General features: G+C 61.1%; 9 protein-coding genes. 1 reads left to right on the top strand and 8 read right to left on the bottom strand.

The genetic code is table 11. The features are described 5' to 3' along the window. Nucleotides 1–9: 9 nt before the first annotated feature. The 7 genes from NMB38_RS18530 to NMB38_RS18560 form a co-directional block, all read right to left on the bottom strand. Nucleotides 10–1,194, bottom strand: a complete 1,185-nt coding sequence (locus tag NMB38_RS18530; RefSeq protein WP_480431249.1) for an EAL domain-containing response regulator — start codon at nucleotides 1,192–1,194, stop codon at nucleotides 10–12. Beyond that, on the bottom strand, nucleotides 1,194–4,016 hold the full coding sequence (locus NMB38_RS18535; RefSeq protein ID WP_088523226.1) for an ATP-binding protein: 2,823 nt from the start codon (nucleotides 4,014–4,016) through the stop codon (nucleotides 1,194–1,196). The genes NMB38_RS18530 and NMB38_RS18535 overlap by 1 nt, the downstream gene beginning before the upstream one ends. Nucleotides 4,017–4,088: 72 nt before the next feature. Next, nucleotides 4,089–4,826, bottom strand: coding sequence for a fimbrial biogenesis chaperone (locus NMB38_RS18540; protein ID WP_404666347.1), 738 nt, complete (start codon nucleotides 4,824–4,826; stop codon nucleotides 4,089–4,091). Beyond that, entirely contained in the window at nucleotides 4,816–6,165 is a 1,350-nt protein-coding gene (locus NMB38_RS18545) for a fimbrial protein (protein ID WP_323157644.1), read from the bottom strand. The genes NMB38_RS18540 and NMB38_RS18545 overlap by 11 nt, the downstream gene beginning before the upstream one ends. Further along, entirely contained in the window at nucleotides 6,162–8,693 is a 2,532-nt protein-coding gene (locus NMB38_RS18550; RefSeq protein WP_236167298.1) for a fimbria/pilus outer membrane usher protein, read from the bottom strand. Before NMB38_RS18550 ends, NMB38_RS18545 begins: the two co-directional genes overlap by 4 nt. A gap of 40 nt (nucleotides 8,694–8,733) precedes the next feature. Further along, a complete protein-coding gene (locus tag NMB38_RS18555) occupies nucleotides 8,734–9,489 on the bottom strand; it encodes a fimbrial biogenesis chaperone (protein WP_104926537.1) in 756 nt (251 codons plus the stop codon). Between the two features lie 73 nt (nucleotides 9,490–9,562). Further along, the gene (locus NMB38_RS18560) at nucleotides 9,563–10,108 is read right to left on the bottom strand and encodes a fimbrial protein (protein WP_027915492.1); all 546 of its coding nucleotides are present in this window, start codon (nucleotides 10,106–10,108) and stop codon (nucleotides 9,563–9,565) included. 147 nt (nucleotides 10,109–10,255) lie between these two features. On the opposite strand from NMB38_RS18560, the gene NMB38_RS18565 reads away from it, so the two are divergent. Then, entirely contained in the window at nucleotides 10,256–11,212 is a 957-nt protein-coding gene (locus NMB38_RS18565) for an arsenic resistance protein (RefSeq protein WP_027915493.1), read from the top strand. 6 nt (nucleotides 11,213–11,218) lie between these two features. Here the strand turns inward: NMB38_RS18565 and NMB38_RS18570 are convergent, their stop codons facing one another. Beyond that, entirely contained in the window at nucleotides 11,219–13,192 is a 1,974-nt protein-coding gene (locus tag NMB38_RS18570; protein ID WP_111475596.1) for a BCCT family transporter, read from the bottom strand. Nucleotides 13,193–13,331 lie beyond the last annotated feature (139 nt).

Below are 13,331 nucleotides of genomic sequence, written 5' to 3' on the forward strand. Positions count from 1 at the left end.
ACTTACCCCTCATTCGGAGAGCTGTCCGTTCAGCAATGGGAGCATGCCGTCTCGGTCCACAGCCGGGGAGATGATGAACCCCTGCACCTGATGACACTGAGCCTTGCGGACAACTTCCAGCTCATCACGCGTTTCAACGCCTTCTGCTACTGTCACAAGCCCCAGTGCGCGCCCGAGGTGGACGGCACTGGCCAAGGCAATGGCCATGTCAGGATTGCTCGCACAACCACTAACCAGAGAGCGATCAATCTTCATTTCGGTGAAGGGCGTGGATACCAGGTTGGAATAGGAACTGTACCCCTTGCCGAAATCATCCTGGGCCAGGCCGAAGCCCATCATGCGCAGCCGGCACGTCCCTGCAAAGTAATCACTGGACCGTCGGGTGGTCGACGTTTCGGTCAGCTCGAAGGTGATGGTCCTGGGGTCGGCACCTCGCTCTCGGACCGTTCGGTGCAACGTGTCGACCAGATCAGGACGGTCCAGCAGGTGTGTAGGCAGATTGATCGAGACCGGCAGCCTGTATCCTGCTGCGGCCCAGCGTGATTGAGCGGTGAGCGTTTGCTCAAGCATGTTGTACAGCAACGGCAAATCGAGTCTTGCAGATTCCAAATCGGCCAGAAATGCCCGCGGCAACAAAAGACCTTCGACCGGATGCAGCCACCTGGCCAGGGCCTCGGCACCGACGATCCTGCCGTCGAGCATGGATTTCTTGGGTTGAAACCACGCCTGGATCTCGCCCGCCTGCAGTGCACGGGTAAGCGCACTGACCGAATGGCCACCGAAACAGGATCGAGGTTGCAGATGGCCTTGATCGCAGGTGCTATCCATGTAGCGACGCAGTGCAGCGACATGATGACCCTGCACGGGCTTGCTGATCATGCCGGCCAGGCGGATACCGAGGTTTTCGGCGACCTTGCCAACGCCTGCGAGCACGCGCGCAGAGGCAGCGGTCATCAGCCCCAGCGCCGGAGGCGACGGTAGCAGGCTCATTCTCTGGATGAACTGTACCCCATCCAGTTGCGGCATCATCAGGTCAGTGACGACAAGGTGGAAGGCTTGATTGCGCAACTGCTCGATCGCCAGGTTGGCATCGGCTTGCAGCTCGACGTCGAACCCACCGACGGACCGGAACAGCTGAGCCAGGTACTGGTGTTGAAAGGGATGATCCTCGACGATCAAGACGCGGTGGATCATCAGGCCGAGCCCTTGCGATACGGCAGCAGGCACTGATAGAGCGCGTGCAGAGTGAAGGGCTTGACCAGAAACTGATCCATTCCGGCGCCCAGGCAACGCTCTGCCTCATCGAGCATGGCGTTGGCAGTTGCGCCGATGATGGGTAGGGCATGGCCCTGTTGGCGCAAGTTCTGCGCCAACTGATACCCGTTGAGTCTGGGCATGTTCACATCGGTCAGTACCAGGTCGAAGACCTCCTTCTGACACAGGGCCAGCGCTTGCTCGCCATCGTTGGCAAGGGTGACCGTGCAGCCGAGCTTCTCCAGTTGATCCCGCAGTATCAACTGGTTGATGACATTGTCCTCCGCCACCAGCACATGAATGCACAGTTTGGTTTCGATCATTGCCTGACGGGCCGTTGCGCTGTGTCGTGCCTCGATGCCCTGGGCCTGGCTCACCGCCTGGTTAAGGCACTGAAGATTGTTCAGCCCCACCTGCCAGTATTGAGCCGAAGGACGCGAAAGCGCGTGCTCATCGGCGCAGGCCAGTACCAATGGGCCAGGCCATTGCCTGATGACAGCCGAGCTGGCAGGCCCTGGACATAACTCGACCAGCACGATGCCCGGTTCATGACGGACGTCCGGCACGGCAATCACTTGCGCCCGGGCGCCCCAGCGACGTAGCCAGCCAGCGGCATGATCGGCCAGTTCGGGCACAGGTGAATAAACCATGACGCCCTGGTTGAGCAAAGGCTGGGCCCAGCTCTGGTCCTCATCGAGCGCCAATTGCCCCAGTGGCAGCGTGAACGAGAAGCTGCTGCCCAGACCCGGCTCGCTGAACACACGAATCGACCCGTTCATCAACTCGACCAGCCGCTTGCAAATGGACAGGCCAAGGCCGGTCCCTGCCACCGTGTTGGTACTGGGACCGCTCTGGAAGAACGGTTCGAACAAGTGTTGCTGGTCTTGCTCAGGGATGCCCTGCCCTGTGTCCACTACCTGCCAGCGCAGCATCATGCGATCACCTTCGACCCCAACCAGGTGAAGCCTGACCATGATTCGGCCACTGCGAGTGAACTTGACCGCGTTGCTAAGCAGATTGCCAAGGATCTGGCGCGTACGCGTCGTGTCACCCACTACCTGTTCAGGAAGCTGCGGATCCATGCAACTCAGCAACTGCAACCCTTTGGTGTGTGCGGCCCCCATATAGCCTTGCATGACGTCCTGGGTCAGCTCGACGGGTGAGAACGCACTGACCTCCAGCGCCAGCTGACCAGCCTCGATCTTGGACACATCCAGCACATCGCAGATCAGTTGCAGCAAGGTAGCCGATGAACCTTCGATGGCATTGAGGTACCCCCTTTGCTGGCTATCGAGGTGGGTGCGTGAAAGCAGTTCCAGCGTTGCCAGCATGCCGTAGAGCGGCGTGCGGATTTCATGGCTCATGGTGGCGAGAAACAGCGTTTTTGCTTCATTGGCAGCATCGGCCAGTGCCCTGGCCTGTTGCAGCGACAGCTCGGCGGTTTTTCGTTCGGTGATGTCGCTGAAGGCGCAGATCAGAACATCTTCACGTCGATAGCGGGTAGGTGCGTAACTCAGGCACAGGTGACGGCCATCGGCCATTTGCAGCTCTTGTGTGCAACTGGTCTGCGCAGGCTTGCCGAACGCACGGGTAATCCAGTCCTGACAGACTCGGGTTCGCTCATCACCCATTACAAGCCACTGCTCGCTCAGCCGATTGGCCAGCACCACTGCACCGTCACTGCGGCGCAACACGCACAGCGCAACCGGGGCGGTGCGGATGACGGCACTGCTGAACGCTTCGCTCTCGACCAATGCCTCGATTCGAGCAGCTGCCGGGCGGATGAGTCGCACGTCGACCCGGCGGACCAGCCACAGCATCAACAGTGTGACGGCAACGCTGATCAGCACTGCCAGCCCGAACGGCAGAATCAGCGCCGGAATGATAGAGGCCAAGGGTGCGCTGTAGATGATCTGCCAGTCCGAATGGTCGAGCTGTTTGCGAATGGTCAGGCGGTCCGGGAGCCAATAGCCGCCCTCCCAACCGAAACCATCATCCACGCGCGTTGCCGTATGGCGCTGGGAAGTCAATTGCTGCTCGCGGTCCTTGCTGGCGATGATCTGGCTTGCGCTGTCGACCAGTTGGAAGTCACCCGCCTGCTCATGGCGCAACGCTGCGACCAACTGCGAGCCCTCTACTTCGAGCCCCAGCCAACCTGAAGCGCGATCGCGGTCATCCATGGCAGTGAAAATGTAGAGCGAAGGCGGTTTATCGTCTCCAGGCTCCGCCAGCCAGATTTGCTCGTCCCCAGGTTCGCCGGTCGATCCACGCAGACGTTGCAGCACGGCGTTGGGGACCAGGGGTGGAACCTCAGGCCGGCTGTAGAGCCACTGCACCGAGGCATCCAGGGCGTGCGGCACGTAGACCAGGTTGGTCTGCTTGGCGCGTAGAAAATCCAGCATGCGTGGCGTCAGCCACAAGCTCCAGGTACCCCCGGGCTGACGGAGGAAAATGTGGACTTCCTCGCCTGGAATGTAGGTCTCGCTATCGCCCGCAGCAGCGGCGTGCTTGACCGTCGAGAGCCCCAGCGATTTGAGCAGGGTCTGACGGCTGACAAAGAAATCCTGAGCGTTGAAGATGGCCTCGTTCATGTACCTGCGCCGGGACGAAATCTCCTCGTTCAGGGTCATGCGCATGTAACCGTAGGCGCCGACATAGACACCCGCTACGAGGGTGATCGCAAACAGGCGTAAGAGATTACGCGCTGCAATAGGCGTCGATAGGTTCCACTGGGCGGCAGGTAACAGGTTGGCTAGCTTCATCCAGCCAGCCTAGGGGCGGCACCGACAGACCTGAATAGGACGAATCTCAATCTGGCGAGACGGTATGTGGCCTTACGGGCTGATGGACACCGCGTGCGTGATGGGCCGCTCACCGCGCTGCGCGTTACCCTCATCATCCAGCCATGAAAAGCGAAACGTCGCGCCGCTCGGCGCGGTGGCCGGTGCCGTCTGATGCTGCGTACTGAACGGTGCCAGCATGGGCGCATCCAGAATGATCGAACGCTCGCCTTCGCCGATCTGTGCGTGGGAGAGGGAGATGTAGAACGGCGTCGGATTACGCAACTGCACACGGCGACCCTGGACCCTGACAACCAGGTGCGAAGGCGCTAGCTCGGCCTTGTTCGACAGACCCTGAGGCCGGTAGATGACTTTCAGCTGAGTGCGCAGCGTGATCGTCAGGCGCGTCGCGCCCTCCTCCAGCACCTCGCTTGGCCGAGGTGGAATCTCGTACACATTAAGCCAGTACAGCGACTCTCGGTCCTGGGCAAGCACCTGCCCGGTCGTCACGAGGCGCACGCTTCGCTGCTGTTGGGGTTCAAGCCTGAACATCGGGGGAAGCGGCATGATCGGTGCGCTTGCCGTGTCCGGGGTAACAGCCAGATCCCCATTGTCGATCCAGGTCTGGACCACGACCGGATAGGCGTTTTGATTGACCAGCGCCAGTGAGGTTTCGCGCTGGCCCTCATGCACGATGACCCTCGTACGCTCGGCAGTGACCCCAGCATCGGCGAGGGTGCTGATCAGCACGGCGACCAGCAGCAGCAGACGCTGCCCGCAGCTATTGAACACGTATCACCACCTGCGCTGTGGCCTCGACCCGGCCGGGCCTTACGGTAGGCATGGTGCCGGTGGAGAGTTTCTCCAGACGCGCTCGGAATGTCTCGGTGTACTGACCGATGCCATTGACGGTACCGGTCAGGTTGGCAGCGCTGCTGATCACCGGGTACCAACCCCGGCCAGCTGCGCCACTGCCATTGGCAGAATCCTCATTGGCCAGCAAATTGATGGGCGCACCGTCGCGCAGCAACTGTATGCCTACTCCCTGCGCCACACCTGCCTGGCCATAACGGTCCGCCAGCAGGTGGGTCAGGCCGCCCTGGGCATTGACCAAACCCAGGGAAGACGACGCAGCCAGGGCACCGGATGAAACCTTGATGCCAATGGCCGTGCCGTTGGCGCTGGTGCTGTTGACGATGTTGCTCTGGCAGCGAAAGTTGATCTGAAAGGGCATTTCGCGGCGCCCGCCCGCGTTGATCTCGCTCACGCTGATCGAGGGAAACACCACATAGGGGGTGACACTGGTGACGCTGCAGGTGGGGTAACGCTTGAGCGTGACCTTGTTGTACAAGCCCAACGCTCCCGGCCAGTTTCCGTACCAGCCACTCCAGTTTCCATAGTGCGTTTGACCCACTGTTGGATAGGCCAGCCCTGGCCCCTTGATAGCGATATAGGCCGCCGCCTGTGCGTAGGCGTAGAGCTGCGATGGGACGGTTTCGCTGTAGTAGTTGTAGCTGGGGTCTTTCGGTGCACTGAACAGCTCCGCGCGTACGGCACTGAGGTTCTTGGCCTTGACCAACTGGAAGCCGCGAGAATCGATGTCCAGGCCAGTGAGCCTGCGCTCACGCCAAATGTGGGTGAAAGGCTCGCCGCTTTCGAGATGAAATAGCTTCAACAGCACATTCGGCCAGGCTGTCCTGTAGGCGTCTTGCAAACCAATACTTTGGCCGACGCTGTCACCCCCTTGGTACCAACCGCTGTAGAGGTCATCGCCATTGGTGGACCACATTTCGTAAACCGCATCTTGCCCCGCGCAGCGAAAAAATACGTACTCCGGATTGTAGCCAGCGGTCACACCATACTGCGTGAAGGGCACTACGGAACTCGCAATCAACGTGCCATAGGGTTGAAAGCTTGGGTCACTGACGTTTATCACACTCGGTAAGCCCAATGATCCATTGCAGGTATCACACGCACCGGCCCAGTTGCCGGCAGTTCCCTCACCAGGCCTAATTGCAGTGTTGGCCGTGGTAGCCGCGCCCCCCACAGAGGTCACTTTGTAGCAGGTTGCCCAGGCGTGCTGAACGGTTACGAACATGAAGGCTGCCAATAGCCAGGCCCTGAGCGTCATGTGGGTTCCTCGTTAGGCGTGCATATACTTTTCAGATGAATGAAGCCCTGGCTGTCATGGGCGTTGCTGCTGTTGACGTCGAAGGGCAACAGGCATGCCTGGTCAGGGCCTGCGCCCCAGCGAACCTGCAGGCGCCCGCTATCAGCCTGGGCGCGTGCATACACCTGCCCTCCCTGCCCCACCATGCCAATGATGGTGCCGTGCTCATCCAGCACATCGGCGCCCAGCGCGATAGCCCCACCGCCCGGCAAGCTGGCCTGGATCAACAAGGCATGGCCGAGCAACGTCTTGAAATCCACCACCACCGCAGCACCGGCGTAGGGCGCGACCTTTCGCTCCGTTTCGATCAGCTCGGCCTGATCACCCATGCCGCTGGGGTCGAGCCCTACCGGGTTGTACCGGTAGGGTGACAACGAAGGCACCACCGCATAGCCATCAGCGTTCACACGGGCTCCCTGCCCGCCCCGGATGGTTGCGCCACCTGCGCCTTTGGCCCGCACCAGCGCGAAGGTGTCGCCCACATAAGGCCCCAAGGTCAGACCGCCTTCATGCAAGACAGCTGCGCCGCGAATGCCGCCATTGATTTGCCGGTAATCGGCGCTTTGCGAGTAGCCACCGTTGAAGGTGGCAACGGCGCTCTGTGCCTGGAGATTGCCAGTCCAGTTCGTCCCGCGTCCGGCGCTGTCACGATTGGCTGCGATTGCGTAGCTCATGTCGCGCTGGGCGCCCAGGGTGCCGTTGATCCCCGTCTGGAGGCTGCTGCCCCGGGTATCACCTGAGCGCTGCGTCAGCATCGAGCTGATGCTCGGTGCCCGGGTCGAGTTGCCCAGGGGCATGGAGAACGTCAGTGTCAGGGTGTTGGTACGACTGCTGGTGTCGCGCTGGTCTGCCGGGTTTGCGAAATCGGGCACGGCACTGGTTACCGTGTCCCGGTACCACGTCGTGCGCTGGCGTGAATAGGCCAGGCTGTAATTGAGTTGCCGCCAGGTGTTGGAGTAACCGAACTGCACCTGCGTATCACGGCTTTTGCCGTCGTAATAGTCGCTGCTCGAACCAGACAGGTACAGGTTTCCGTACCCCCCTAGCCCTTGGTTGACCAGCAAGGTCAGCTGGTTACGCTGCTTGAAACTGGTCGAGTCCCAACTGTCACCGCGCTCGGAGGCCTGCCGCGCACCTAGCGCATCGGCCAGATCCCGGTACCCTTGGGTTGAGTATCGATAGCCGGCAAGGTTGAGGGTGGTGTTGGTTGGCTGGAAGGTACGGCTGTAGCTAAGCCCCATGCGCCAGCCTTGCTTGCGCTGTTGGTTTTCAACGGTGGCGCTGGAAAACGTGCTGTTGACCCCGAAGGCACCATAGGGCGTTGCCAGTACGCCACCGCCCAGCACGGCGAGGTAATCCTGCGCTACCCGAGCGCCCAGGTTGGCGGAAAGTGCATTGCTAAGGCCCCGTTGATAAGTGGCCTCGGCAAACGCCCCTTGGTTCGCGCCCGTCTGGCGTACCTCACCGAGCGTGGCGCTGTAGCGAGAGATACCCGGACGGATGGAGTCGGGCACCGCCGCATAGGGGACAGTGAAGCGCGTGACGCTGCCGTCGGCCTCGATTACCTGCACGTCCAAGTCACCGTTGTAGGCCGTACCGTACAGATCGTCGATGACAAAGGGACCCGCCGCCACTGTGGTTTCATGCACCTTGCGGCCGTTCTGGCTGATTACCACGCGCGCGTTGCTCACCGCCGTGCCGCGCACTTGTGGGGCATATTGACGCTGAGAGTCGGGCAGCATGCGATCGTCGCTGGCCAGGCGCACGCCTCGAAAGCCGATGCTGCCGAACAGGTTGCCCTCGGTAAAGCTGTCACCGACCGTCAGTTCGCTCTGCCAAGGGGCAATGGCACGCTGAGCATAGGTGCGAATGCTGTTCCAGCGGCTGACCGCGGCGCCGCCGAAGCTTGAGTAGCTGTAGTTGGACTGATGCCGCAAACGCCAGAGCCCAACGTTCACGCCCGTGTTCAGGCCCAGGTAACCGTAATTGGCCGCCTCGCTTGCTGAGGCTTCGTAGCGCGAGTTGTATAGGCTTGCGTCGTAGTTGACGAAGCCCATCGTACCGCCTGCGTCCCAGTCCTGCGGATCGACGTAGCCGCGCGGCTTGATGTCGAGCAATGCCTGGGGCACGGAGAGGTCCAGGCGCAAGCGGGCTGAGTCATATTGGAACGTTGACCCTGGTAGCCGCGTGCTCAGCGCCAGGCACTGGCCCGCGTCGGCGGTAGGGGTTTCAAGCTTGCGGGCGTTCATGTATCGATGCAAAAACCGTTCGGAAAAACAAGGTTCGACAGCATCGTCTTGCAGTCGAAAACTCACGTCGCTTCGGTTCACGTAGTGCGTGTTCACGTACACATCGACCAGGTAAGTACCCGGGTCGATCTGCTGCACCCGATTGAAGCGCTCCAGGCTGCCACCGGCCAGCCCCGAGCCCAGCAACAGGCTGTCGTCGAAACGGTAGTCGCCTTCGCCGTGGGCCAGCCGGGCCATCATCCAGGCAATGCTGCCCAGCAGGACCGAGGTGCGCCGCACATTAGCGCTGCAAGGCATGAGTGATGCCCACACGTGCACCATAGTCGTTGATCAACTGCGCCGTGAGCTGCGGCGCTGTACCTGTGAGCGCTCCGGTAGCCTCTGGCGTCCAGTGCACCGAGCCGTAGGGCGGCACCATGGCAGCATGGAGTTTCACCTGTCTGTTGCCGACAGTGATCGTCGCAGCCCCGAACGAGGCATAGAAGCCCGTCGGATTATCGACGAGCACTTGCCAGCTGGCGCCGTTTTCGACCAGCCTGAAGCGTAGTTTTTCAGGCAACTGCTCGACCGCGCCTGCGATGCCAGCAGGCCGGTAGAACAGCTTCAGGCGATTGCGCAGGATCAGCAGCATCTGGCTTCTGTCGGCCTGTGCAGCGTTGCGCGGGGGGATCTGGAGCACGTTCAGATAGAACACCGACTCCCGGTCCTGGGGGAGCGCGGCGCCGGTATATATGAGCCTCAGGGATTGTCCGCTGCCCGGAGCCACGCGTGACACGGCCGGATTGACCATGAACGGAGCCTTGGCGGTTTCAGGTGTGGAGGCGGGGTCATCGACGTCCACCCAGGCCTGCACAACATTGGCGAAGGGGTCCTGGTTGGTGAGCTGCAGGGTTTTTTCCTTCGCATTCCCGGGATAAATGACCCGCGTCCCCGTCACTACCACGCTGGCCTGGACGAGGGTGGCGCCCGTCATGCCGAGCACGAAGGCAAGCGCAATGGCGACCAGCCTGAGCCGGCCCACTGGCAAAGTTCTCATGCAGATACCTCGAAGGCCTGCCGCTCTGGATACGAGCCCCATGGCGGCAGTCGGAAAAAGTGGCGTGCGCCAATCACTCGTAACGCAGGGTGTAAGTAACGGCGCCAAGGACAGGGCCTGCCGTAACGGTGGCGGCCTCGGACACGTAACGCACGGCATAGTCGTGGCTTGTGGAGGTCTGGCCGGAACTCAGGATGATTTGTCCGGCGGTGACGGCCGCACCACCTGCCAGGTCCACCGGGCTGCCGCCGGGTGCGTCGAGCAACTGCAGTGCAACGCCGGTCGCGCCATTGGCGGCGGTGTTGGTCAGGTTGCCCAGCGACGTCGGGTTGGTGGCCTGGAACAGCGTGGTGAATTGCTCGTTGGCGTCGGTCGGCGCGGCGCAGCCGGTCAGGCGCAGGGTGAATTGGGTTTCCCCGGTATTTTTGCCGATGCTGCCGTTCAGCGCACTGGCTGGCACGCTTTGCATGACAACGGTTGGCTCGGTGTTGCCATCGACGACAGCCGAGCAGGTCTGGTCGGTGACCTCGCCGCTGAACGTGATGGTGTTGGCCGCGTTCGCCAGGCCAGGCACGGCCATGGTTGCAGCTGCAGCAAAAGCGATAGCGCGAATATTCATTACAGCGTCCTGTGGTTGTTATGTGGGCTGCGCATAGAATGCAGCCCTGGCGCTGTTGGATAACTCAGACGAGTCTTAAAACGGCTACACGCGCTCAATTGCCGCATCCCCCTGCAGCGCTGCGCCTTTTTCCAAGCAGGTACGCTCTTGACCAAAGACCAACTCGAAACCCGGCAGACACCCGTGTATTTCGCCACCGTGCTGGCAGCCATCGCCTTCGGCCTTATAGCCGATACCACTAGCGCTATTCTGGAAGCACTGATCACACCAGCCATCGCCGTGCTGATGTACGCCATGTTCCTGCAAATCCCCTTTCTGCACCTGCGCGCAAGCCTGGCAAATCGGCGGTTCATGACAGCCTTGCTCCTGGCCAATTTTGTGCTGGTGCCCGTCCTGGCTTGGGCGTTGACCCGTGGGCTGACAGGCCACCCGGCCTTGCTCATCGGCGCCCTGCTGGTCCTGCTGGCACCCTGCATCGACTACGTGGTGGTGTTCACGCACATGGGCAAGGGCGATGCACGGCTCATGCTGGCCGCAACACCCGTGCTGTTGCTGCTGCAACTGGTGCTTCTGCCGCTTTACCTGACGCTCATGATCGAAGACGACCATGCGATAAGCCTGACGGTCGGGCCTTTCGTGCAGGCGTTCTTGCTGATGATCGCCGTGCCATTGGCCTTGGCGGTGCTGACCAGTGCGCACGTGGCCAAAGCAGAGCGGATCAGTCGCTGGAACGACGCCTGGGCGTGGATGCCCGTGCCGGCGATGGCCCTCGTGCTGTTCGTGGTGATCGCCTCGCAGATCGGCATGGTATTGCACAGGCTGGACCAATTGCTGCCGGTGGTGCCGGTGTACCTGGGCTTTGCGCTTTTGGCACCGGTCATTGGCTGGGCGACGGCAAGGTTGATGGGCTTGCCTGTACAACAAAAGCGCGCCGTGATGTTCAGTGCTTCGACGCGCAATTCGTTGGTAGTGTTGCCGTTGGCGCTCGCCTTGCCAGAGCAGATACGAACGCTGGCAGCAGCGGCGGTGATCACGCAGACATTGGTCGAGCTGATCTGCGAGTTGGTGTACGTGCGGGCGATTCCAGTGATCGCCCGCACGTAGGCGGCTTCAGCTGACCACGTGCAGGTAGTGCAGGTGGCGCTCGTACTGGTCGAGGATGTCGCCGATCACATCCTCACGGCTCCAGCCCATGACGTCGTAGTCCTGCCCGCCTTCGCGCAGGTACACCTCTGCACGGAAGTACTTGCGGGCATCGCTGTTGTCATCGGCATCGCGCATGACGAAGCTTGGTGTATTGAAGGCGCGAGGGCGAACCTCGTACTTGAAGCGGCCCTCACCAGCATGGGAAAGCTCAAGCGCGATGCGGCCGTCTTCGCGCTCATCTACCGTCACCTCGTAGCCTTGTTTGCGCAGCTCCTGTGCCACTTCCTCGCACGCGGGCTTGACCACTTCCCCGATAAAGCGGGTGACATGGGCCCTGCGCGGCATCATCGCGATGTTGCGCAACCGACGCTGCCAGCCGCCGTGGTTTTGACGGCCCTGCCGCTGGCCCGGCAACGCCTGAGTTCGCAGACCACGCCGTGTGGCGTCCAGCCCCAGTGCCTTGAACAGCCCCCAGATGGAAAACAGCAGGATGATCGCGAACGGCAAGGCGCTGGCGATGGTGGCAGCCTGCAAGGCCTTCAAACCGTTGGCCAACAGCAGGGCAATGGCCACTGCACCCATGCTGACCGACCAGAACACACGTTGCCAGAGCGGCGAATGTCCCCTGCCGGACGAAGCCAGCATGTCCACCACCAAGGCGCCCGAGTCGGCTGACGTGACGAAGAACACGACGACCATCAGCACGGCCAGCATCGAAATGGCCGTAGACCAGGGGAAGTGATCGAGAAATGCGAACAAGGCTAACGAGCTGTCCTGGTCGACCACCGTGGCCAAGTCTTTGATACCGCCGTGCAGAATCATGTGAATGGCCGAATCGCCAAATACGGTCATCCACAGCAAGGTAAAGCCTGCCGGTACGAACAACACGCCACAGACGAACTCGCGAATGGTGCGGCCACGGGAGATACGTGCAATGAACAACCCGACGAAGGGCGACCAGGAGAGCCACCAGCCCCAGTAGAGCAAGGTCCAGCCACCAATCCAGTCAGTGGGTTCATAAGCGAACAGGTTGAACGTTTTGTTGACGATATCGGACAGGTACGCACCTGTGTTTTGCACATAGGCCTGGAGCAGGAAGACTGTAGGCCCGACTGCCAGGACGAAGAGCATCAGCACTACAGCAAGGCCCAGGTTGAGCTCCGAAAGGATCCGGATGCCCTTGTCCAGGCCGCTGGCCACCGACAGCGTGGCCAGCGCACAGGTGACGGCGATCAGGATGACCTGGATCGTGGTGCTGATGGGGAGGCCGAACAGCTGGTGCAGGCCGCTGTTGATCTGCAGCACACCGTAACCGAGTGAGGTCGCCACGCCAAAGACGGTGCCCAGGATGGCGAAGATATCTACCGCATGACCAATGGGCCCGTAGATACGTTCCCCGATCAGGGGGTACAGCGCCGAGCGCAGCGTAAGCGGTAACCCGTTGCGAAAACTGAAGTAGGCCAGGATCAGCGCCACGATGGCGTAGATCGCCCAGGCATGCAGGCCCCAGTGGAAGAACGTGATGTTCATCGCTTCGCGGGCCGCAGCCACCGTATTGGGGTCACCCACAGGCGGGTTGATGAAGTGCATCACAGGTTCGGCCACGCCAAAGAACATCAGGCCGATACCCATGCCCGCCGAGAACAGCATGGCGAACCAGCTCTTGTTGGGGTAATCGGGCTCGCTGTGGTCCGGGCCCAGCTTGATATCGCCGTAGCGGCTGACGGCCAGGAAGACGACGCTGATCAGCACCAACGCGACGGTAAGAATGTAGAACCAGGCCGCATTGGTGACGATCCATTGCTGAACATGCTCGAAGACGCTTTGGGCATGCTCCTGGAAAAGCGTGGCGTATAAAACCAGCAACAGCACCAGTATCGCACTGGTGAAGAAGACAGGTGGGTTGATGGTGCTCGTGCGTTGTTGTTCTTCAGGCATAGGCATTGCTCCTTCTGACGTTCAGCGCTGCGCTCCATGGTTGGGCAGTCAGAACACGACTGCCCGTGGCGCGTGATGAATGGAAGATGCTGAAACCTTACCGTCAGTTCCAGCGTTTCCCAAACTTAAACGCTTCGTT

Source organism: Pseudomonas sp. FBCC-B35 (assembly GCF_059133755.1).

Coding starts and splice junctions, on each gene's coding strand:
- NMB38_RS18550 (WP_236167298.1), bottom strand. CDS start 8,693: ATGATGGCCCGGCTGGCCCACGGCGAAGGCGACTACCGTTTCGACGAC.
- NMB38_RS18560 (WP_027915492.1), bottom strand. CDS start 10,108: ATGAATATTCGCGCTATCGCTTTTGCTGCAGCTGCAACCATGGCCGTG.
- NMB38_RS18545 (WP_323157644.1), bottom strand. CDS start 6,165: ATGACGCTCAGGGCCTGGCTATTGGCAGCCTTCATGTTCGTAACCGTT.
- NMB38_RS18535 (WP_088523226.1), bottom strand. CDS start 4,016: ATGAAGCTAGCCAACCTGTTACCTGCCGCCCAGTGGAACCTATCGACG.
- NMB38_RS18555 (WP_104926537.1), bottom strand. CDS start 9,489: ATGAGAACTTTGCCAGTGGGCCGGCTCAGGCTGGTCGCCATTGCGCTT.
- NMB38_RS18530 (WP_480431249.1), bottom strand. CDS start 1,194: ATGATCCACCGCGTCTTGATCGTCGAGGATCATCCCTTTCAACACCAG.
- NMB38_RS18570 (WP_111475596.1), bottom strand. CDS start 13,192: ATGCCTGAAGAACAACAACGCACGAGCACCATCAACCCACCTGTCTTC.